We start from the raw sequence: 20,860 nt of genomic DNA, 5'->3' as shown, positions 1-20,860 counted from the left end.
CTCCGTCGCCGCCAGCGGCCCCCGTGTCATCCGCGCGGTTCCCCGTCAGCGCCGTACCGGCGACGGCGACTCGCTCCGGCTGCCGTCCACCGGTGCGGGGACGGTGCCGCCCGCCGGTGTCGTCCCGAGTCGGCGGCGCACACCCCGGACGAGGGTCGACGCCGTGAAGGACGCGCCCTGCACGAAGCGCATGGCCGGGCCGAAGCCCGAGGCCGTCACCAGGCCGGCGAGGAACAGGCCGGGGTGGGAGGACTCGAAGCTGCGCCCGACCTCCGGGGAGCCGTCCGGCAGTGCCGCAAGCGTTCCGCGCAACTCGGGGGCGAGCAGTCCGAGCCGGTCGCAACGCGCCCGGAACCCTGTCGCGGCGATGACGTGTTCGGTCTCCAGGCTGCGCAGGGCACCCGCGCGGCTCACCGTGTCCAGCCGTACCCCGCCCGGCACCGCACAGGCCGCGGTGACCTCATGGCCCGGCAGCAGCTCCACCACGCCCTCCACCCGGTCCCGCACCCACCACGCGCCCGCCGGCCCCAGCGCCGTGGTCGCGATGCGAGCCCGGGTCGGCTCCGGCAGCCGCCGGAAGAGGCCCGGACGCTCCGCGTAGAACCAGTTGCGCCATCCGGGGCCGAGCCCGCTGTGGGGGGAGCGGGCCGACTGCCACCAAGGGCGCTCCCAGGGCGGCGGCACATCGTTCCACCGCAGCTGTTCCGCTCGCGCCAGCACACGGACGCGGGTGCCCTGTTCGGCGAGCAGCGCCGCCGTCTCCAGGGCCGCCTGACCGCCGCCGATCACCGTGACGTCCTTGCCGCGGAAGCGGTTGAGGTCGCTGTGGTGGCTGCTGTGTGTCACCAGCGCGGGGTGCAGTCCGCGCAGTGCCTGCGGCACCTCGACGAACGGCATCACGCCGACCGCCAGGGCGACCGTCCGGGCGTGCACCTCCGCCCCGTCCTCGGTGACCGCCGTGAAACCGTGGGGTGCGGCCGCCACACGGGTCACCGTGCGCTCGTCCACCTCCGGCACGGCGTGGCGGGCGAACCACAGGCCGTACTCCGCGAACGCCTCGACCGGGATCGGCTTCGCGTGACGTGCCGTCAGGCCGTGCTCGGCGCAGTAGACGTCCAGTCGCCACCGCCCGGCCGGGTCGGAGAGGTTGGACGCCCACGGTTCCGACTTCAGGAACATGCCGCGGGGCATGTTGTCCCGCCAGGAGGCCATGGGTCGGCCGAACACGCGCAGGTTCAGCCCGGCGGCCGCGGCGTGGGACGCGATCGACAGGCCGTACGGGCCTGCGCCCACCACCAGAAGGTCGTACACCATCAACTGCTCGCTTTCTCGTTGTCGGTCAGGGAGGGCGAGGCTGCCCGGGGGATCAGCCGGGGCGTCGGCGCCGCCGTCGTCGTGCCCAGCCGCTCACGCAGCCGGCGGGACACGTGCCGGCACCACTGGGCCCACATGACCCGTCCGGGGGAGCGGTCGTCAGCGGCGTACCAGGCCAGCTCACGCCCGCCCGGCGCCGCACGCAGCGCCGCCAGGGGCGCGTAGTTCTCCACCACGAACGCCCGCCCGGGCATCGGGAGCCCGTCCGGCAGTGGACGGCCCGTCAGGTCCAGGTGCATGGCCCGTACGACGTCCAGGCCCGCGCTGTCCGCGAAGAGCCGGAACTGGGCGCCGGCGCGCGGATTGAAGTCGAGCAGGTGATAGCGGCCCGTCGCGCCGCAGCGGCGGAAGTCGAGGTCGAAGATGCCCCGGTAGCCCAGCTCGCCGGTGAGCCGCTCGGCCAGCGCCTGCACCTGAGTGTTGGGCGTCCAGCAGCCGACCGCGGTCAGCCCCGCCCCGCGCGGCCAGGCCAGCTGCTTGCGGCCCGGTCCGCCCGCGCGCACGGTGCCCGAGTGGTCTGCGTAGCCGTGGAAGAACCAGTCCCGGTCCGGCCCCGGTGACAGGTACGCCTGGAGCAGCAGCCGGCTGCCCGCTTCCTCGGTGCGCAGGAACAGCTCCCGGGCCTGCTGCACGGACCGGACCAGCACCGTGCTGCGCAGCCCGCTGCCGGCGGGCAGCAGCCAGGGCCGGCTCCACTTCGCCACCACCGGCAGCCCGAGCCGCCGCATGGCGTCGGCGACCTCCGCCGGACTGTCCGGGATCAGTGTCGTCGGGTGCGGGACGTCGGTGGACGTGCACACGGCGGCCAGTTCCGCCTTGTCGGCGACGCGTTCGGCGAGGCCGCCCGGCATCGAGGGCAGGAGGTAGGAGGGGGCGAGTTCGTCCCGCATCCGGCTCACGGCGATCGCGCTCGCGTCGTCCAACGGGACCAGCACGGCGGGGCGTGCGATCCCGTCGGCCACGCGGCGCAGCACGGCGAGAACGTCGTCCGGGGACGCTCCCGGGAGCGGCGGGGGATGCATTTGACGTACGTAACGTGACGCGCCCACGGGACTTTCCGCGGAATCCGCGACGACGTGTACCTCCACTCCCGACCTGCCGAGCGAACGCGCGGCCCCCAGGGTTCCGTGGTGAAAGGGATTCCGGTCGATCCGCAGCAGCACAGCGGGGACGCGGATGTCGAGTAGCGACACGAACTCTCTCTTTCTTTTCTGATCGGCTCACCCGCACGGGCGAGCCCGGCACTCGAAAGTCGTAACGGTTGTGGCGCTATTGGCTTTTCTGTGACTGACTTCATGTGACTGCCCGTCAATAACACAAACAATGGCAGCAGTCCGGACGAGAGCGAAGGAAGGAACAGGCATGGCCCCACAGCACAAGCGGGCCGGGGCCCGCCGGCTTGCCCTGGGCGCGGCAGCGGTCGCCGCGTCGGCCGCCCTGGCGTCCGGCCCCGTGGCGGGGGTGGGGGTGGCGCGAGCCGCCGATCCTCGGGCTCCGGCACCGAGCCCGACGACACCCGTGGCCACGCCCCCGGCCTTCGCGCCTCCGGCCGTCCCCCTGCCCCCGGCCCCGGCCACCACTCCGGCGGGTGAGGAAGCCCCGGCCTTCGGTGTCTTCCTCAAGTCCGATGCCCGCGGTGTGGCCCGGATGCCGCTGTTCAGCCACTGGCTGGGCGGCGCCGAGCTCCGCGCCGGACACACCTATCTGCCGGGCCACCGCTGGCGCGACATCGAGGGTTCCGCCGACTTCCTCAAGGTGTGGGCGCACTGGCGCAACAAGAAGGCCGAGCGCATGCTCGTCCTCAACGTCCCCATGCAGGAGCGCAATGAGGAGGGCGTCTCCGACGGCGAGGTCCGGTGGCTGCTGCGGCAGGGCGCGGCCGGGGAGTTCGATCACCACTTCCGTGTCCTCGCCGAGCGGCTGGTGGAGTTGAAGGTGCCGGACACGGTCATCGTGCTCGGCTGGGAAATGAACGGCACCACGTACACCCATCGGTGTGGGCCGGACCCGGAGGCCTGGAAAAAGTACTGGAATCGGATCGTCACCACCATGCGTTCCGTGCCGGGCCAGAAGTTTCGGTTCGATTTCACGCCGAGTCGTGGCGTGGACGCCGTTCCATGGACGAAATGCTATCCGGGAGACGACACGGTCGACATCATTGGCATGGACTCCTACGACCAGCCGGCCGGAATGTCGTTCGAGCAACAGGTGAAAGAGCCCTACGGGCTGCAGCACCATGTGGATTTCGCGAAGGCTCACGGCAAACCCATTTCCTATCCGGAATGGGGGCTCTTCCGCAACGGTGACAATGCCGAGTACATGCGGAGCATGCTCGCCTGGATGGAGGAGCACAAACCGCTCTACAACACGCTGACCGACTACTGCCCGCACGGAGTGTGGCAGTGCGGGGCCAACCCGAGGTCGTCCCACGTCTACCGGTCCACCTTGTTCGGCCGGACCGACCAGGCGACCCCGCCCCTCACGCCCACGCCGAAGCCGACCCCACCCAGCACACCGCCGCCCCCGGCGGACTGCACGCCGCTGGACCTGGGCAGTTGGGTGGAGGAGTGGCTCGGCGGGAAGCTCTGCCTCCGCTTCGACTGGTGGTAGGGAGCGGTGAAACAGCGCTCCCCGGTGCCGTGTCCCGCCAGGCCCGCCGTCGTCACCGTTGTCCGTGCGCATCGGCGGCGGCGGCCGGGCCGGGCACCGAGGGGGCCGGGGCGGGTTCGTCGTCCTGGCCGGCCTTCCTCGGCCGCGCCAGCAGGGCCAGGCCGCCCAGCAGACCGCCCGCGCTCGCCCCCACCAGACCGGTCACCGCCGGTGACGCGGACGTCGGCTCGCTCGGCTCCACCGCCCGCGAGAACTGCACGAGCCGCACGTTGGTGTTGCCCCTGCTGTCGTCCGCGTGTCGGGTCAGCGCGCGGGTGACCGCGTTGGCCATGTCGACGGCGAGGCCGGGGCGCGAGGAGATGGCCGAGACGGCGACCATCGGCGCGTCCGGGGACGTCGCCGTGCGCACACTGCGCTGCAGGGTGTGCACCGGCACACCCGCGTACACCTGCGCGTCCCCGAGCACTGCGAGCTGGGTGGCGACCCGGCCGTACGCCTGAGCGAATCCGAGGGCGGCGTCCGGCGTGGACTTCCCGGTCGGCACGGCGATGACGTAGCTCGTGGCCGTGTACGTGGAGGGTGTGAGCACGCCGTACGCACCGCCGAGCAGACCCCCGGCGAGGGTGCCGGCCGCGAGCACGGACCACAGGGGAAGCCCCCTGAGACGAGCCAGGGACAAGCGGCGCTGACGGGGTGAGGTGTCGGTCATGAGGAGGTGGCTCCCAGAGGTGAGAGGGACGGCGAACTGGAGACCGCTGCCGCGTACACGTCCGTCAGACGGGCCGCGCAGTGGGTGATGCTGTAGTGATGGGCGACCTCCGAGGCCGTGCGCGGCCGGGCGCCGGCCGCGCGGACCTCGGCGATCGCGCGGGCGTATGCCTCGGGGCCGCCGTGCACCCGCCGGGCGCCGGCGGCGGGCGGCCGCACATCCTCGATGGCCGGGCAGGAGGCGTAGAGCACGGGCAGGCCGGACGCCAGCGCCTCCACGGCCGCCAGACCGAAGGCCTCCTCCGTGGACGGGGACGCGAGCAGGTCCATCGCCGAGGTGAGCGAGGGCAGGTCCGGACCGGGCGAGCCGTCGGGCACGTAGGGACGCTCGCCGGTGAACACGACACGGCCGGCCACGCCGGCCTCGTGGGCCGTGCGACGCAGGGCGTGCTCCTCGGGGCCCCCGCCCACCAGCAGCAGCCGGTGGTCGTCCGGGAGCAGGGTGAGCGCGCGGACGAGGACATCGAACCGCTTCCCCGCGGTGAGCCGGCCGACACCGCCCACGACCCAGGCGTCCTCCGGCAGGCCGAGGAGCCGGCGGGTGTGCTCGCGCCGCTCCGGGTCGAAGCGGAAACGGTCCAGGTCGATGCCGTTCGGGACGACCTCGATGCGGGGCGCCGGCACGCCCCAGCGCTTCAGGCGCTCGGCCACCGTCGGGGAGACGGCGACCGTCGCCGAACCGAGCCGCTCGCTGGCGAGATACAGCCCGCGCACCCCTGCCGTCAGCCTCCGGCCCTCCATCTGCGAGTCGCCCAGGGAGTGTTCGGTGGCGACGACCGCCCGGACCCCGGCCGCGCGCGCGGCGAACCGGCCGTAGACGCAGGCCCGGTACAGGTGGGTGTGCACCAGGTCGTAGCCGCCGGCGCGGATCAGCCGGACCAGGCGCGGCAGCGCGGCCAGGTCACGGTTGCCGCCCATGCCGAGATGCGTGACGCGGACGCCGTCGGCCGCGAGGCCCTCGGCGACCGCACCGGGGTTGGTGAGCGTCACGACGTCGCAGTCGACGGGCAGGTGACGCAGCAGCAGACGCAACTGCTGCTCGGCCCCACCGACGCCGAGGCCGGTGATGATGTGCAGAGCCCTCATCTCACAGGCCCTCCACCGGGCGCCGGCGCAGCCGGTGCAGCCCGTACTTGAGGTGCAGGCGCCAGACCGTGTCGTCCTGGCCGACGTATACGCGCGGCAGGGCGTGCGGGCCGGTCAGCGGGCCGGGGTCGATGGCGCAGGCGTAGGCGTATCCCGCTTCCCGTACGGCCTGGACGGCGCGGGCGTCGATCGTGCCGTACGGGTAGCAGAAACCGTCGACCGGGGCGCCGGTCAGCTCCTCGATCTGTGCGCGGCTCTCGGCGACCTCGGCCTTGAGGGTGAGGTCGTCCGCCTTGGTGAGGTCGACGTGCGTCAGCCCGTGCGAGCCGATCTCCACGCCTTCGGCGGCCGCGCGCCGGATGCCGTCCGCGGTCAGGAGCGGCTTGCGCGGACCGAGCGGATCCCAGGCGTTCTCGCCGCCGAGCCGTCCGGGCAACACGAAGAGGGTGGCGCCGCAGTCCCAGCGGTGCAGCAGCGGCAGGGCGTCGGTGACGAAGTCGGCGTACCCGTCGTCGAAGGTCAGCCCGACCAGGTTCCGCCCCTCGCCCCGGGCGCGGGCGGCGAGCAGCTCGGTCACGGACACGCCCCGCAGCCCGCGCCGGCGCAGCCAGGCCAGCTGCCTCCCGAGCCGCTCGGGCGTGACCGTGATGCGGTACGGGTCGTCCGAGCAGTCGCCCACGGAGTGGTACATCGCCACCCACGGGACGGGACCCCTGTGCGGGGCCGCGGGTCTGCCGGTGCCGAGGGAATCAACGGAAGCGGCCATGTGTGAGCCTTCGTGTGACGGCGCGTAGGGAGCGCAGAGCGGACGCGGGAGTCTGGGCACCGAGGGCCCAGGTGAGCGGGAGGAAGACGAGGGTCACGGTCAGGAAGCCGGCCGCGAGGCCCGCCGCCGGGGACGGCAGCCGGCTCGCGGCGAACGCCCCCGCGGCCGTGGCGACGACCGCGGCGCACACCAGCCTGCCCAGTTCGGCCAGGACCCGCCCGACCCGGACCGAGACGCTGTGGGGGCTGTTCAGCCGGCCCGCTCGCAGCCCGGCGAGCAGCAGGGCGGCCGTGACGGTGATGCCGAGGGCATTGGCGGCGGCGATCCCCGCCACGCCCCAGGAGTGCACGGTGGCGGCGCCGATCCAGGACGTCACGGCGATGCCCGCCGTCATCGCGCCCAGGGGATACCAGCTGGCCCGGCCCGCCGAGAAGTAGGAGCGCACGAGCGCGCCCACCAGGGTCTGGCTCAGCAGCCCGAGGGCGTACACGCGCATGACGTCCGCCGTCGCGGCGGTGTCGCTCGCGGTGAACGCGCCCCGCTGGAAGAGCAGTTCGATCATCTGGGGGGCGCAGGCGATCACCGCGCACGTGCCCAGCAGCACCAGGCACGAGGCGAGCGCCAGATCCCGCTCCACGCGGCTGCGGGCCCGCGCGGTGTCACCGTCCGCGAGGGCCCGCGCCACCACCGGGAAGGTGACGGTGCACACCATCAACGACAGCGTCATCGGGATCTGGGCGACCTTCTGCGCGTAGTTCAGGTGCGAGATGGCACCGGCGGGCAGGCCGGAGGCGAGGAAGCGCTCGGCGAGGACCTGAGACTGGCGGCACAGGGCGAAGAGGAGTACGGCGGCGACCAGGGCGAGTTGCATCGGCCGCTCCTCGACGTCCGCCCCGGCCCTGGCGAGGGGCGGCGTGGGCGACGCCAGTCGCCGCCACAGCGACGGCAGTTGCACCGCCACCATCAGACAGCCGCCCGCCGCCACCCCGACCGCGGCGGAGCGCACGCCCCAGCCGTCGCCGAGGAGGAACATCGCGGCGATGATGCCGGCGTTGTAGGCGACGTAGATCGCCGCGGGCGCGAGGAAACAGCGGTGTGCCCGCAGGGCGGCGCTGCAGTACCCGGCGAGCCCGAAGGCCAGCACGCAGGTCGCCGTGATCCGGGTGCAGTCGGCGGCGAGCCGGGGGTCGGGCAGGCCGGGAGCGAGAGCCTGGACCAGGTAGGGAGCCGTGCCGGCGATCAGCGCGGCCACCGCGGCGAGGGCGAGGCACAGCCGGGGCAGGGTGGCGCCGACCAGGGCGCGGACCGGGTCGCCCGGGGCGCCCCGGGCGCGGCGCGCCAGCGCCATGCTGAACGCCGGGATCAGCGCGATCGCCAGCCCGTCCTCGATGAGCAGCGTGGCGGCGAACTCCGGGACGGTCCATGCGACCAGGAAGGCGTCCGTGTCGCTCCCGGCGCCGAACAGCCGCGCCAGCGACTGGTCGCGCACCAGGCCGAGCAGTGAGCCGACGATGGACAGCGACGCCGTGACGAGCGCGGCCCTGGCCAGGAAACTCCCGGAAACCGACGCCGCCGAGGACGGGTCGGCACCGTCCCCTGCCTTGGTGGCGGCACGCGCCGCGGGCACTGTCGCCGCGTCGTCCGTTTCGGAGCCGGGGGACTGCGAAGGCACCACCGTCATCGCGCCAGGGCCTCCTCGGCGTGTTCCCACACCACGCTGCGGGGCGCATCCGCACGCGTCTCGCCGGTCAGCGCCCACCACGCCCCGAGCCCCATGGCCACGGCGATCAGCACGGTCGAGGGGCCGCCGATGTCTCCGTACATGAAGTCGGTCAGCAGCCAGACCAGCAGCCCGCAGGCGACGAGTCCGCACTCGAGTCCCGGCCCGCGGTCGCGGACGCGCAGCAGCCGCCGCATCCCGCACACCAGCAGTGCCAGCCAGCTCCCGGCGAGCGCGAGCAGCCCGATCAGGCCCTGCTCGCTCAGCACCAGCAGATACATGTTGTGCGGCGACAGCAGCGGCTGCCTCTGGTAGGCCACACCCGCGCCGTCGGTCTCGCTGCCCGACGACAGCGCGAGCGTGGCGTGCCCGTCCCGGTACTCGGGGAAGCCCTTCAGCCCGACCCCTGTCAGCGGGTGCTGCCGCCAGATCTCCGTGGCCGACGCCCACAGGGTGTACCGATCGACGACGGACTGGTCGGGAGCGTCGGTGACCTGGGCGATGCTGTCGATCCGCTCCTGCAGAAGCGCCGAGCCCACACCGAACCCGCCCACGAGGATCACGCCCGCGGCGAACGTGGCCGCCACGACCATGAGCGCGCGCCGCAGCCCGGCCAGCACCAGCTGGAGGGTGCACGTCAGGACGGTCGCGATCCACGCTCCGCGGCTGAAGGAGAGCGCGAGCGGCAGCAGCAGCACCAAGGCGCACGCGGTGGCGGCCACCCGCTGCCGTACGGACACCCGGCCCAGCGCGATCCCGACCGCGCACACCAGGCCGAGGGAGACCGCCGTCGCCATGCCCATCACGTCGTGCGGTCCGAAGGTGCCGACCGCCCGGATGTTCTCGCCCTGGTAGGAGGCGCCGGTCCGGGTGACGAACTGGTGGACGCCGACGGCCCCCTGACACAGACCGAGCCCGACGAACGACCAGGCCACCAGCCGGAAGCCGGCCCGGTCGCGGAGCAGCAGCAGCACGGCCGCCGGGACGAGTACGAAGGTCTGCAGATAGCGGCCCAGGCCGGTGAGCCCGGCATCGGGTGAGAACGCCCCCATGGCGGCGAGCGCGAGCCCCACGACCGGCAGGCCCAGAACCACGGCGGCGGCGGGCGACAGCGGGCGCCGCCGTTCGACCAGGAGGCGGATCACGCAATACACCACCATCAGCCCGGAGAAGACGTCGGCGGGCCCCGCACCGTCCGGCGTCAGTGGCAGCGCCAACAGGGCGGGCACGGCCACCACGGGCAGGGCCGGTGCCAGCGCGGCGACGCGGCGGGGGAGCGGTGTCAGTGCGAGGCTCACCTCTGTCAGCTCCCCGTGGGACGTACCACCGTGGCCGCGGTGCGCAGCAGGATGCAGACGTCCTGCCACAGGGACCAGTCGTCGATGTAGGCGTTGTCGAACCGGCAGCGGTCCTCGATCGAGGTGTCGCCGCGCAGTCCGTGGATCTGGGCGAGGCCGGTGATGCCGGTCCGCATGCGGTGGCGGACCGCGTAACCGGGGTAGGTCTGCCCGAACTGCGCGACAAAGTAGGGGCGTTCGGGCCGCGGTCCGACCAAGCTCATGTCGCCCCGGAGCACGTTCCACAGCTGGAGCAGCTCGTCGAGCGAGGTGCGCCGCAGCATCCGGCAGAACCAGCGCATCTCGTTCTCGTTCGCCACGCTCCACCGGGTCGCCGACTCGTGCTCGTCGACCGGGCGGTGCGTACGGAACTTCAGGAGCGTGAACGGCTCGCCGTTTCTGCCGATGCGCTCCTGCCGGAACACCACGCCCGGCCCGTCACTGATCCGCAGCGCCACGGCGAAGGCCAGCAGCAGCGGGCTGACCAGCAGCAACAGCGTTCCCGACACGAGAATGTCGAGCGTCCGTTTGGCCGCGCTGCCGCGCCGGGCCGGGGACATGTCCAGGCGCCGGCAGGAGAACCCGGCCAGCCGCTCCCGCGTCGCGTACGACGGGGAATCGGCGTCGACCTCCCAGACCACGCAGCCCGACTCGGCCAGCGCCCGCAGCAGCGGCTCCTGTTCGGCCCGTACGGAGGGGTGAACGGCCAGCACCGCCCGCACCCCGTTCTGGATGACCGCACGCTCGACCTCCTCCGGGGTCGTCAGAACCGGCAGGCTCTCGGTGCCGTCCGGCTGCTCGGCGACGATCCCCACCGGCCGCACGCCGCACCGCGGGTGACGCAGTACGGCGGCGGCCACGCGCTGCGCGGTCGCCGCCGGTCCGAGGACGAGTGCGGTGTGCGGGTGGCGCAGCAGCGCGGCGCGCCGCCGCGCGTGCACGGCTCCGCGCAGCACACAGCCGGCCGCCGCGTGCAGGGCGAGGCCCGTCAGCACGGTACGGAGGGACAACGCGTGCTCCGGCCGGTACGCCGCCAGGAGCGCCGCGAGTGCCAGCCAGGCCACCGCGATGCGGCCGCACACGGCGGGCAGTTCCTCCAGCAACCCCGGTACCGGCGGCCGCCCGTCGCGCCGGCGCAGCAGCAGCGACATGACGATCAGCAGGGTGACGAGCAGTGGCTGGCGCTGGACATCGGTGAGCGCCGGCGCGCCCGCCAGGGCGGCGACGCCGTCCGCGACGAGCAGCGGGACGGGGGATGCGGGCCGGGCCGGGCCCCGCGGGGCGGACGACCGGAAACCGGTGGCGGTGCCGCGCGGCGGCATGACCGAGACTGGTGAGGATCCGTGGTCCCGTGGCGGTACGCCGGGGGACGGCACGGTACGTTCGGCGGTCACGAGTGGATGGACTCCCTGTACTCGGTGGGCTCGACGCGCTGGGTTGTCCGGTTCACCTCGGCGCCATGTCCGGTGCCGAGCGGCTGACCGTGCTCAGCGCTGGGGGTGGTGGCGGTCCATGGGCCGAGCAGCTCGCGATAGACGTCCGAGACGGCCTCGGCGGTGTACCGCACGTCGTGGGTGGACAGCACGTGCCGGCGGCCCTGATGGCCGAGCGACTCGCGCAGCAGTGGGTCGGCCAGCAGCTCGGTGACGGCCCCGGCCAGCGCCGCCGGGTCCTCCGGCGGGACCAGGCACCGGGCGGCGAAGGAGGGCGGCAGGCTCTCGCGGGCGCCGTCGACGTCCGTCACCACTACGGGCCGCTCGCTGGCCATCGCCTCCAGTGGCGCCAGGGCCATGCCCTCCCAGCGGGACGGCAGGACGACGAGATCGGCGGCCTGGTACCAGGGGGAGGCGTCGGCGACGGCTCCCGCGAACACCACCGATTCCGGGGCGCCCTCACGAAGCCGGTCGTGGTCCGGCCCGTCGCCGACCAGGACGAGGCGGGCGTCGGGCACCTGCCGCACGACGGCTTCCCAGGCCCGCAGCAGGACGTCCTGCCCTTTCTGCCGGCACAGCCGCCCCACGCACACGGCGAGCGGTGCCGCCGGGTGGATTCCGGCGAGCGGTGGGAGCCCGGCCCGCACGGCGCCCGCGGCGGCCGGGTGGAAGCGCTCGGGGTCGATGCCGTTGGGGACGACGGCCCACCGGCCGGTGATCCTGGCGCCCATGCCGGTGGCGCGTTCCGCCTCGCTCACACACACCACGCGTGAGGCCCAACGCGCCCCCCAGCGTTCCCACATGAGCGCCAGGGCCGCGGTGCCCCCGCTGACCGCTTCGAACGACCAGGCGTGCGGCTGGAAGACCGTCGGAATCCGCCCGCGTACCGCGAGCCGGCCGGCGAGCCCGGCCTTCGCGCTGTGCGCGTGCACCAGATCGGGCCGCACCTCGTCGATCACCCGCGCCAGGTGCCGTACCTCCCGGACGAGCGACGTACCCGGCGACCGCGTCGCGTGCCAGTGCCGTACGCGCGCGCCGAGGGTCCGCAGTTTCGTGGTGAGCGCGCTGTCGGGGCAGGCCACGGTGACGTCCAGGCCGTCCGACAGTTGTGCCCGGACCAAGTCCGTCACGACGCGCGCGACGCCGCCGTCCACCGGTTGGGTGAGGTGCAGGACTCTTGGGAGAGGGACGGTGGATGACAGGTGCATGTGGGCGGATTCCTCGCTCGCGAAGGTGTTCGGGGCGGGCGGCGACAAAGTCACCGCCGTGCGTCGACGGCGACGAAGAGCACGCCGGCCCACGCCGCGTCCTGCTGGGAATGGAGCCGGAAGGTCGCCTGGTCACCGGCGTGCTGCAGGCCTCTGCCGAGATCGAACACGTCGGAGTCGTAGCCGAGGTTGTTGGCGTGCGCGGGCACACGTGCCGCATCCGCCCCGGGCTCACTGATGGTGGAATTGAGGACGTCGTCCTGGGGGTTGGCGGCGTTGCCGAGGGCGACCTCGGACTGGCCGGTCGTCATGGTGAGCGCGTCGCCGGTGGTGCCGCGGTCGCCGTTGTACGCCACCAGCCCCGCACGGCCCGACGCGCCCGCGGCAAACCCGAGGTTGGTCAGGGGAATTTCCTGTCCTGCACCGGAATTGAGCGGGGTGAAGCCGTCCCAGAGCGCGAGGTGCCGCAGTGGCTCCGACGGATTCTCGTAGACCACCACGAGCGTCCAGCCACCCCACGCCCCGGCCGCCGAACTGCCCATGGCGACGTTGACCTGTGCCACGGTGTACAGGCCCGGTCCGCCCTCCCGCACCAGCCGTGTCACGTCGGACGAGGCCTGGAAGGCGTCCATGCCGTCCGCCACGCGGTGTCCGACCGTCGTGTCGGCGACCAACTCCTTGTACTCCCCGCCGGGTTCGGCGATCAGCACGCGCCCGTTGTCCTGCGGCGGCTTCTGTTCGCCCACGCGCAGGTTGCCGCCCCAGTAGAGGCGCGCGTAGGTCACGTGGGAGCCGTTGGGGAGGCGGACCTCCGCGCGGGAGGAGTTGTAGGTGTTGGGGTCGCGGTCGACATCGACGTAGAACATGTCGAAGTCGCCGTTCACACCGGACCCGCCTGCCTGGGCGTCCCGGCACGAAGGCCCCTGGGTCGTGCGGCAGGTGATCGATGCGTTGGCCGCGCGTGCGATGCCGCCGTGCTGGAGCGTGAGGTACCGCCCGGTGAACCCGAGGCTCTCGGCCTCCGGTGCGGGCGCGGCGGCCGGCGCGGCGGCCGGGGAACTGCTGGTTGCCCACATGGCGGCAAGGGCCAGGACGCCCACGGTCGCACGGCGCAACACGGGGCCCAGAGGATGGCGCATGACCGGTCGTTGCCCTTTCGGAACAGGTGGCCGTGGCAGCAGCGCCACGAGTGCGGTGTGTCCGCGCTGAGAGTGCGTCGGGCGGTTCGCAACTCTAGTCACCAATCGGACATAGATGAAGAAATTCGGTGAAGTCTGACAAGTGTGTCGGAATCGTGAAACCCCAGTCTTCGCGGGTTCCGGCCGTCGCCTCCTGCGTCGGTCAGCGCCTCCACCCGGGGGCGGCCGGTGCCTTACTCCGGCAGAGGTGGAGAAGGGAGCGTCCTGACATACCGTCTGATCAGGGTGGGCACGGCGAATGGGGGAATTGTTAAATCCTGAAAGGCGTATGAGCGGTTGCGGGAAGTCGCGGGCGCTTTCACGGTGGGCTCAAGATCCAAGGCCGTCGAAAGGAATCCCCATGAGTGCTCTGCCCGCACGGCGCATCGCGTCCAGCGCCCTGTGCGCCGCCCTTCTGGTCGGTATCACCGGCCCCGTCGCCATGGCGGCCGACTCGGCTCGCGGGCACGCTCATGTGGCGCCCGGCGCCCGGCTCCCCGGCGCGGATGCGCGTCTCGCACAGATCGCGAAACTCAACCGGGGTGAGCTCACCCCGGTCGCCGACCTGCTGAACGCCGTGCTGGACAGTAACGGCCTACTGCCCGCGGCCGAGGCCAGGAAGCTGGGAGCCGGAGCGAAGGCCGCCCTGGCCGAGGCGGCCGCCAAGGACCCGCGAATCCCGGTGACGTCGACGGTTGTCCTGTTGCCGGCTCCCGCTCCCGCCCTGCCCGCCCTGGTGCCCGCAGCGCCCGAGCGGCGCGCCGCCGACCCCGTGACCGACCTGCTGGACCTCGTGCTGGGGGCTGTCGACAGTCTCCTGCAGGCGATCACCTCTGGTGTCGGCGGCATCCTTCCCTCCGTCGACGGCCTGCTGAACGGGGTGGACGACCTCCTCGCCGGACTGCTCGGAGGCAACCTGCTTCAGGACGAGCCCGTTTCCTCGACGCCGTCCAGCACGTCGTCGACATCGGTGTCGACGACGCCCGAGGCCGTCACGTACCCCGCAGTCACGCTGCTGCCGCCGGCGCAGCCGACGGCCTCCTGAGCCACGCCCAGTCGTGGTGCCGACCTCAGAGAGCGGCGCCACGACTGTTGTTCTTCCCGCCCCACTTCGCGTATTCCTCCGGTTCTTTTCCGTTCCGCGGCCCGGTCTGTTAATAGATCTCGTATGAGGTATCGGCAATCTTGGGCTTCTCCGGTTTCCGCCCAGGCCAGGGCTCGTTAGGCACGGCGACAGAATCCCCTCCGGCGACGCGCGTTGCCGAAGAAAGGAACACGATGAAGTCTCTGAAGGCTGCCGCCGTCTTTGCCGGGTCCTTGATCGCCGCCGGTTCCGCCACCCCCGCGTTCGCCTACAACGCTCCTCAGCAGGCGCCGACCGGTTACAGCGCCCCCGACCAGGCGCCGGCTGCTCAGAGTGCTCCGTACTACGCGTCGACCCCGCAGGCTGCTCCGCAGCAGGCCCCGGCTCCGTATCAGGCCCCCGCCCCTCAGCAGGCTGCTCCGCAGCAGGCCCCGGCTCCGTATCAGGCCCCCGCCCCTCAGCAGGCCGCTCCGTATCAGGCTCCTGCTCCGCAGCAGGCCGCTCCGCATCAGGCGCCGGCTCCGCAGGCCGCTCCGTATCAGGCCCCCGCTCCGCAGCAGGCCCCGGACCCCCGTCCTGCTCCGGACCAGGCGCCCGCGGCGACGGAGGGCCACCGTACCCGGGACCTGGCAGCCACCAGCGTCAGCGGCGACATGACCACGCGGGTTCCGCTCGACGTGACTGCCGAGGGTTCCAACGCGCTGCTCCCTACGGCTAAGGAGGCTGTGGCTGCGCTGAACGAGGCCAAGCCGGCGCACGGCAATCTGTGGCTGTAGGGCCGAGACTCATCAGTCAGGAGGCGGTCCCCAGTGGTTCCGGGGGCCGCCTCCGTTGTCACCGCAATGGTCGCGCGGTGGTAACCGCCCTTGTTGTTCCTCGGTTACGGCTGTAGACAACTGAAGGGGCGTGGAGCGAATCATGGTCGTCGACATCGGCGCGGTATCGGTTGGCGCCGCAGGTGCGGCACCGGGCCCGCCGCGGCCCAGAACGGAACAAGCCACACGGCGAGATGCGGTGCGAGGTCTGGCCGCGGGCGCACTCGCTGCGGTCATGGTCCCGTTCGCCACCGCCTCCCGACCTCGGCGCCCCGGCCCGGCGCCCGGGAACGCGGTGCTCGACACCCACTTCGACCAGACCTACAGCGGCCGCCGCATTCGAGGTGTGTGGATCCCCGAGCGTGGCACGGCTGAGGCCGGCCGGTGGCAGGTCTCGGTGGACGGCCGACCGCTGCATCTGATGCGCCGGGCCGACGGTACCTGGCTGAGCATGGTCGACCACTACTGCTCCTACCGGTCACCGCTCGAGGCCGCCCGCGCGGCCGTCGACCAGCTCGGCCCCGGTCAACGACTGCGTGAACCGGCCAGGGGCACCGGAGGCGCGGGGCATGTGCACAAGGGGAGCCGGCGTGGCGTACGTACGTAAGGACGCCGGCTTGCTCACCAAGGCCGAGCGAGTCCGCTTCGTCAAGGCGCTGCTGGAGGTCAAACGGCGGGGCGAGTACGAGGAGTTCGTGCGGATGCACATCGAGTACTTCTCCGCGGACGGTGAGCACGGGCTGCGTGCCGCGCACATGGCGCCCTCGTTTCTGCCCTGGCACCGCCGGTTCCTGCTCGACCTGGAGCGCGCGCTGCGCCGGGTGGACTCCTCGGTGACGGTGCCGTACTGGGACTGGACGCGCGACCGCACGACGACTTCCGCGCCCTGGACGGCGGACCTCCTCGGCGGCAACGGGCGTCGATCCGACCTCCAGGTGATGACCGGTCCATTCGCCCACCGAGAGGGCAACTGGACCATCACGACAGGCGTGACCGACCTGAAGTTCCTCACCCGTGACCTCGGCCGCCGCCGCGCCCGGATCGGCCTGCCCACGAAGAGAGAGCTGGAGTGGGCGCTGAAGGATCCGGTGTATGACGTGGCGCCCTGGAACTCGACGGTTCCACGAGGGTTCCGCAACAAACTGGAAGGCTGGGGTGGCGGCCGAGGCGCCACCTCCTGGCGCAACCACAACCGGGTGCACGGTTGGGTCGGTGGGGCGATACTCGGCGGAGCCTCCGTCAATGACCCCGTCTTCTGGCTGCATCACGCCTTCGTGGACCTTCAGTGGCACCGCTGGCGCCTGCGTCACCGCAGGGCACGTTACCTGCCCGCCACACCGCCGGGACAAGGTGATGAGCAGCACGCCCGGATCGTGGCGAGACACCAGACGCTGCCGCCGTGGGACGTGACACCGGACGAACTGGAGGATGTCAGCCACATCTACCGGTACGCGTGAGATGCCGAGGCTTCACGGCAAGAGCCCCGACGCTGAGACACGCCGGGGCTCTTGGGGAAAACGGCAGACTCAGCGGCCGTGGTGGTGAAGGGCCTTCTTGTCGGCCTTCTTGTTGTCCTTCTTACCCTTCTTGTCCTTTTCGTCGTTGCCGTTCTTGCAGACGCCGGCAGACTCGTTGAGTGCACCGATCACGGTGACGGTGTTTCCGCACACGTTGATCGGCACGTGGATCGGGACCTGGACCACGTTGCCGGACAGGAAGCCGGGCGAGCCGATCGCCGCAGCCTTGGCGTCGGCGTCCGCCGCGGCCAGACCGGCCCCGCTGAGCACCATGGCGCCCGTGCCCAGTGCGACAGCGCCAACCTTCGCGATGCGAGACATCACTTCTCCTTAGTGACTCGGATGAGTGCGGCAGCGGGACGCGCGACCGCACTGCCCCTTCAACGCGGCGGCAGGGGACCGGTCACGGCTGCCCCAACGATGGTTTTTTCATGAAAGTTGCGCATGTGTGCGTTTTGCCTGTGAAAGGTGGGAAAAAATCGTCTACTGTCAGAAACTGTAAGTGACCGGTCCGTCACGGATCGTGTCGACTCAAGAAACGGAGAAGTAATGCGCAAGTACCAGAAGGCCGCAGTCGTCGCGGTCATGCTCGGCAGCGTCAGCTTCCTCGGTGCTGGCGTCAGCCAGGCCGGCGACAAGCCGGCGTTCGAGGTGGACAGCAAGCAGTCCAACACCTGTGGCAACGAGAGCCAGTCGGGCGTGCTGAACATCGGCCGCGCCAACGTCCAGGTCCTGAACATTCTGGCGAACCAGCCGGTCGACCAGAGCACCTCGGTGCCCTGCTCCAACGCCTTCGGCATCGGTGGCTGACGATCGCTGACCAGGTGACCTGAGCGGGCCCCGGCGTTCGGACCATGTGTCCGGACACGGGGCCCGCTCGTCGCTGTGCGGAGCCGCGCTCGTGGCGTTGGCGCGGATCCCCGCACGGCGTGGCAAGAAAATTACGCGACTCGGCGTTTCGCCTGTCAAAAGCCGCGAATCTCTCCTAGCTTGAACACCGTCGGTAGGCGGTTCATAACGGACCGTGTGCGACGTGAGAAACGGAGAAGCAATGCGCAAGTTCCAGAAGGCTGCGGTCGTCATGGCCGCGCTCGGCACCGTCACCTTCCTCGGCGCCGGCGTCAGCCAGGCCGGCGACGGGCCGGCGCTCGAGGTGGACAGCAAGCAGTCCAACACCTGCGGCAACGAGAGCCAGTCGGGCGTGCTGAACATCGGCCGCATCAACGTCCAGATCCTGGACATTCTGGCGAACCAGCCCGTTGACCAGAGCAAGTCGGTGACCTGCACCAACGCCTTCGCTCTCGGCGGCGGTCACTGAACAGCTGATCAGGGCGGGCTCCGAGACTCGAACATTTTCGGGGTCCGGGGCCCGCCCCTGGCTTTTGCCGATGCAAGTTCTCGAAGGTCCCCGTCGTCCACCCGGGGAATCGATGCAAAAAGGAGTATGGACATGCCGAATGCAAAGAGGATCGCCGTCGTAGCTGGAGTTCTGTGGAGCGTCGCTCTCCTTGGAGCCGGGGCCGGCCAGGCCTTCGCCCTTGACGGCTCCGGCGGGTCCAGTGGCTCCGGCAAGTGCGTCGATGACGGCAAGGGGAATGTTCGCTGCGTGCACGAGGCCGTATACCGCGACGGAGACGGAAACGTCCACGTCGTCGCGAGCCAAGCGCAGAACTGTTCCAGCGAGGGCTGCAACAGCAGTGTCGTCATCGGCGGCAAGGAGTCCTGACTTCCGAGGCAGCCGACGCGCCTTTGTTCACGTCGGCGCCTGTCGCGTAAGTCCACCCGACGGTCAGGGATGGCCGGGACCCGGTACAGGGTCCCGGCCATTTGCTGTGCCGGGGGCCGCTACTGCTCGCATGCGGCGCCCGGCGAGTGTGTCAGGGCAGCCGTCGCACCGGCGCGCCCGAGAGGAACGCGCGAATGTTCTCGACCGCCTGTCCGTAGTACGTCGCGTAGTTGGCCTGGGAGACGTAACCGAGGTGCGGGGTCGCGAGAAGGCGGGGGGCGGTGCGCATCGGGTGGTCGGCGGGCAGGGGCTCGATGTCGAAGACGTCGACGCCGGCGCCGGCGATCCGGCCCTCGTGCAGGGCGGCGAGGAGGGCTTCCTGGTCGACGATGGCCGCGCGCGAGGTGTTGATCAGGTACGCGGTCGGCTTGAGGAGGGCGAGTTCGGCGGGTCCGAGCAGTCCGCGGGTGCGGTCGCTCAGTGCGAGGTGGATCGAGACGAAGTCGCTGCCGGCGAGGAGGTCCTCCCGGGAGGGGGCGAGTTCGACGCCGATCTCGTCGGTGCGCTCCTTGGTGAGGTTCTGACTCCACGCGCTGACGTGCATGCCGAAGGCGAGGCCGACCCGCGCCACGCGGCTGCCGATCTTGCCGAGGCCGAGAAGTCCGAGGCGGCTGCCGTACAGGTCGGCGCCGACGGTGGACTGCCAGGGGCCGCCGGAGCGCAGGGCGTTGCTCTCCTCGACGAGGCCGCGGGCGAGGCCGAGCAGCAGGGCCCATGTCAGTTCCACCGGCGGGGTGGAGGAACTCGTGGTGCCGCACACGGTGACGCCGTGCTCCTCGGCGGCCGCGTAGTCGATGACCGAGTTGCGCAGGCCGGAGGCGACGATCAGTTTCAGCCGGGGCAGCCGGGCGATCAGTGACCCCGGGAAGGGCACGCGCTCCCGCAACGTCACCACGATGTCGAAGTCGGCCAGGGCCGCGGCCAGGGCGTCCTCGCCGTCCATGTGGGTGTCGAAGGAGACGACCTCCACCTCGTCGGCGACCGGCGACCAGTCGGCGACTTCGGTCGCCACCCTCTGAAAGTCGTCCAGCACAGCACAGCGCAGCCGCACGTCACACCCCTTCCTCGGCCCACGACGGGTTCCCCGGACCATGATCGGGCCTGAGCCGGGCTGCGGGAAGCGGGGTGGGACCCTCGGGACACGGCGGGGGTGTCAGGGAGACGGCCCTCGCCAGGCCTCCGGGCGTGGCCGCGGCACTGCGCATGGCCGAGCGGCCGAAGAGGGTGGTCGTCGCGACGGCCACCAGGGGAGCCCCGGCGGCCAGCGCGGCAAGCGGCCCGCCGGCCAAGGCCGGCACGGCGGAACCGGTGACCGCGATGCTGAGCGGCACCAGCACCGCCGCGCAGACCAGAGCGGCCGGCAGCAACGCGATCGCGCAGGTGAGCACGGCTTCCCAGGCCGGCATCCACAGCACCTGCGCCGACTGCGCGCCGGCCAGCCGCAGCAGGGCGAACTTCCCTCGGCGGCCTGCGGTCACCATGCGAGCGCCACGGACGTCTCGCCGAGGCGGGCGAGCGAGCCGGTGTGGACCCCGAGGTCGAGGAGATCGGGCACCGCGTCGGCCCGCATCACGACCAGGTTTCCGCCGATGACGGACGCGTCGTCGTCCTGGTCGGCGTCCGCGCGGCTCAGTTCGCCGTCCACGGACAGCTGCCCGGAGGCCGCCGCCACGCCGGGGAGCCGGGCGGCCCGCTCCGCGTAACCCGGTGCGATACCGGGCCCGGCCGAGGACACCACGTGCTCGGCGAGCAGCCGCCCCCGTCCAGCCGACCGGTCGCCACCGCGCCGGGACAGTCGCCCGCCTCATCGTCGGCCGGCGCGTCCTGGAGTGGTGCGCAGTCGATGACAAGGCCCGAACGGTAAAAACGCCCTCCCGAGGGGAGGGCGGAGACTTGCGCCCCCGGCAGGACTCGAACCTGCGGCCAAGCGCTTAGAAGGCGCCTGCTCTATCCACTGAGCTACGGGGGCCGGTGTGGTGGCCTCTGTCGTGGTGCCCTGGTGTGGGCCGATCCGTGACGTTGCCGGGGACAAGGATAGGGCTCCCGCGTCCTTGTCCCTGTTGCTTCGCCTCCGTGGCTCGATGTGGAGGTTCGGTGAAGCGGTCCTGATAATCGCAGGCAGGTACGAATCGTGCACCGCTTTTGGCGTCAGAGGCATCGGGTGTTGTGCACTCGTTA

General features: G+C 71.7%; 22 protein-coding genes and 1 tRNA gene. 8 read left to right on the top strand and 15 right to left on the bottom strand.

What is annotated here, in order from left to right; all coding sequences use genetic code 11:
* Window positions 1-45 precede the first annotated feature (45 nt).
* Both CP976_RS15790 and CP976_RS15785 read right to left on the bottom strand, forming a co-directional pair.
* On the bottom strand, window positions 46-1,314 hold the full coding sequence (locus CP976_RS15790) for an NAD(P)-binding domain-containing protein (protein WP_190146791.1): 1,269 nt from the start codon (window positions 1,312-1,314) through the stop codon (window positions 46-48).
* Entirely contained in the window at window positions 1,314-2,567 is a 1,254-nt protein-coding gene (locus CP976_RS15785) for a carboxylate--amine ligase (RefSeq protein WP_150480939.1), read from the bottom strand. The genes CP976_RS15790 and CP976_RS15785 overlap by 1 nt, the downstream gene beginning before the upstream one ends.
* A gap of 169 nt (window positions 2,568-2,736) precedes the next feature.
* On the opposite strand from CP976_RS15785, the gene CP976_RS15780 reads away from it, so the two are divergent.
* On the top strand, window positions 2,737-3,984 hold the full coding sequence (locus CP976_RS15780; protein ID WP_150480938.1) for a glycoside hydrolase family 26 protein: 1,248 nt from the start codon (window positions 2,737-2,739) through the stop codon (window positions 3,982-3,984).
* Window positions 3,985-4,036: 52 nt separating this feature from the next.
* On the opposite strand, the gene CP976_RS15775 is transcribed toward CP976_RS15780, so the two are convergent.
* Genes CP976_RS15775 through CP976_RS15740 form a run of 8 tightly spaced genes read right to left on the bottom strand, consistent with a single transcriptional unit; the run spans window position 4,037 to window position 13,441 of the window.
* The gene (locus tag CP976_RS15775) at window positions 4,037-4,693 is read right to left on the bottom strand and encodes a YveK family protein (protein WP_150480937.1); all 657 of its coding nucleotides are present in this window, start codon (window positions 4,691-4,693) and stop codon (window positions 4,037-4,039) included.
* Window positions 4,690-5,838 carry a glycosyltransferase gene (locus CP976_RS15770; protein ID WP_150480936.1) on the bottom strand — a complete coding sequence of 383 codons (1,149 nt, stop codon included), beginning with the start codon at window positions 5,836-5,838 and terminating at the stop codon, window positions 4,690-4,692. The genes CP976_RS15775 and CP976_RS15770 overlap by 4 nt, the downstream gene beginning before the upstream one ends.
* A 1-nt stretch (window position 5,839) precedes the next feature.
* Window positions 5,840-6,604 carry a polysaccharide deacetylase family protein gene (locus tag CP976_RS15765; protein WP_150480935.1) on the bottom strand — a complete coding sequence of 255 codons (765 nt, stop codon included), beginning with the start codon at window positions 6,602-6,604 and terminating at the stop codon, window positions 5,840-5,842.
* The gene (locus CP976_RS15760) at window positions 6,588-8,285 is read right to left on the bottom strand and encodes a lipid II flippase MurJ (RefSeq protein ID WP_150480934.1); all 1,698 of its coding nucleotides are present in this window, start codon (window positions 8,283-8,285) and stop codon (window positions 6,588-6,590) included. Before CP976_RS15760 ends, CP976_RS15765 begins: the two co-directional genes overlap by 17 nt.
* Complete coding sequence (locus tag CP976_RS15755; protein WP_150480933.1) at window positions 8,282-9,622, bottom strand: O-antigen ligase family protein; 1,341 nt, start codon at window positions 9,620-9,622, stop codon at window positions 8,282-8,284. Before CP976_RS15755 ends, CP976_RS15760 begins: the two co-directional genes overlap by 4 nt.
* A gap of 5 nt (window positions 9,623-9,627) precedes the next feature.
* Entirely contained in the window at window positions 9,628-11,055 is a 1,428-nt protein-coding gene (locus CP976_RS15750) for an exopolysaccharide biosynthesis polyprenyl glycosylphosphotransferase (protein ID WP_150480932.1), read from the bottom strand.
* Window positions 11,052-12,302, bottom strand: a complete 1,251-nt coding sequence (locus CP976_RS15745) for a glycosyltransferase (RefSeq protein ID WP_150480931.1) — start codon at window positions 12,300-12,302, stop codon at window positions 11,052-11,054. The genes CP976_RS15750 and CP976_RS15745 overlap by 4 nt, the downstream gene beginning before the upstream one ends.
* A 50-nt stretch (window positions 12,303-12,352) precedes the next feature.
* Window positions 12,353-13,441, bottom strand: a complete 1,089-nt coding sequence (locus tag CP976_RS15740; protein WP_150480930.1) for a DUF3344 domain-containing protein — start codon at window positions 13,439-13,441, stop codon at window positions 12,353-12,355.
* A 400-nt stretch (window positions 13,442-13,841) separates the two neighbouring features.
* On the opposite strand from CP976_RS15740, the gene CP976_RS15735 reads away from it, so the two are divergent.
* From CP976_RS15735 to CP976_RS15720, 4 genes are all read left to right on the top strand, one after another.
* Window positions 13,842-14,525 carry a hypothetical protein gene (locus CP976_RS15735; RefSeq protein ID WP_150480929.1) on the top strand — a complete coding sequence of 228 codons (684 nt, stop codon included), beginning with the start codon at window positions 13,842-13,844 and terminating at the stop codon, window positions 14,523-14,525.
* A 233-nt stretch (window positions 14,526-14,758) separates the two neighbouring features.
* Window positions 14,759-15,340 (top strand): hypothetical protein, encoded by a 582-nt coding sequence (locus tag CP976_RS15730; protein WP_150480928.1) that lies wholly within the window; start codon window positions 14,759-14,761, stop codon window positions 15,338-15,340.
* Between the two features lie 238 nt (window positions 15,341-15,578).
* The gene (locus tag CP976_RS15725) at window positions 15,579-15,986 is read left to right on the top strand and encodes a tyrosinase family oxidase copper chaperone (protein ID WP_373304837.1); all 408 of its coding nucleotides are present in this window, start codon (window positions 15,579-15,581) and stop codon (window positions 15,984-15,986) included.
* Complete coding sequence (locus CP976_RS15720; RefSeq protein ID WP_150480926.1) at window positions 15,970-16,836, top strand: tyrosinase family protein; 867 nt, start codon at window positions 15,970-15,972, stop codon at window positions 16,834-16,836. Before CP976_RS15725 ends, CP976_RS15720 begins: the two co-directional genes overlap by 17 nt.
* Before the next feature lie 69 nt (window positions 16,837-16,905).
* Here CP976_RS15720 and CP976_RS15715 read toward each other — a convergent pair whose 3' ends face one another.
* On the bottom strand, window positions 16,906-17,217 hold the full coding sequence (locus tag CP976_RS15715; RefSeq protein WP_150480925.1) for a chaplin: 312 nt from the start codon (window positions 17,215-17,217) through the stop codon (window positions 16,906-16,908).
* A 228-nt stretch (window positions 17,218-17,445) separates the two neighbouring features.
* On the opposite strand from CP976_RS15715, the gene CP976_RS15710 reads away from it, so the two are divergent.
* The 3 genes from CP976_RS15710 to CP976_RS15700 all read left to right on the top strand — a co-directional run bounded on the left by CP976_RS15710 (window position 17,446) and on the right by CP976_RS15700 (window position 18,622).
* The gene (locus CP976_RS15710) at window positions 17,446-17,706 is read left to right on the top strand and encodes a hypothetical protein (RefSeq protein ID WP_150480924.1); all 261 of its coding nucleotides are present in this window, start codon (window positions 17,446-17,448) and stop codon (window positions 17,704-17,706) included.
* Window positions 17,707-17,947: 241 nt separating this feature from the next.
* Window positions 17,948-18,214, top strand: coding sequence for a hypothetical protein (locus CP976_RS15705; RefSeq protein WP_150480923.1), 267 nt, complete (start codon window positions 17,948-17,950; stop codon window positions 18,212-18,214).
* A gap of 132 nt (window positions 18,215-18,346) precedes the next feature.
* Complete coding sequence (locus CP976_RS15700) at window positions 18,347-18,622, top strand: hypothetical protein (RefSeq protein WP_150480922.1); 276 nt, start codon at window positions 18,347-18,349, stop codon at window positions 18,620-18,622.
* A gap of 151 nt (window positions 18,623-18,773) precedes the next feature.
* Here the strand turns inward: CP976_RS15700 and CP976_RS15695 are convergent, their stop codons facing one another.
* The 4 genes from CP976_RS15695 to CP976_RS15680 all read right to left on the bottom strand — a co-directional run bounded on the left by CP976_RS15695 (window position 18,774) and on the right by CP976_RS15680 (window position 20,651).
* Complete coding sequence (locus CP976_RS15695) at window positions 18,774-19,733, bottom strand: D-2-hydroxyacid dehydrogenase family protein (protein ID WP_150480921.1); 960 nt, start codon at window positions 19,731-19,733, stop codon at window positions 18,774-18,776.
* A 1-nt stretch (window position 19,734) separates the two neighbouring features.
* Complete coding sequence (locus CP976_RS15690; RefSeq protein ID WP_150480920.1) at window positions 19,735-20,163, bottom strand: FtsX-like permease family protein; 429 nt, start codon at window positions 20,161-20,163, stop codon at window positions 19,735-19,737.
* Window positions 20,157-20,420, bottom strand: coding sequence for a hypothetical protein (locus CP976_RS15685; RefSeq protein WP_167537346.1), 264 nt, complete (start codon window positions 20,418-20,420; stop codon window positions 20,157-20,159). Before CP976_RS15685 ends, CP976_RS15690 begins: the two co-directional genes overlap by 7 nt.
* Before the next feature lie 158 nt (window positions 20,421-20,578).
* Window positions 20,579-20,651: transfer RNA gene (locus CP976_RS15680), tRNA-Arg, on the bottom strand.
* Between the last annotated feature and the right edge of the window lie 209 nt (window positions 20,652-20,860).

Source organism: Streptomyces coeruleorubidus (assembly GCF_008705135.1).
Classification (GTDB): domain Bacteria; phylum Actinomycetota; class Actinomycetes; order Streptomycetales; family Streptomycetaceae; genus Streptomyces; species Streptomyces coeruleofuscus.
Note: the sequence above shows the minus strand (reverse complement) of the source record. Positions and strands in the feature narration are given on the sequence as shown.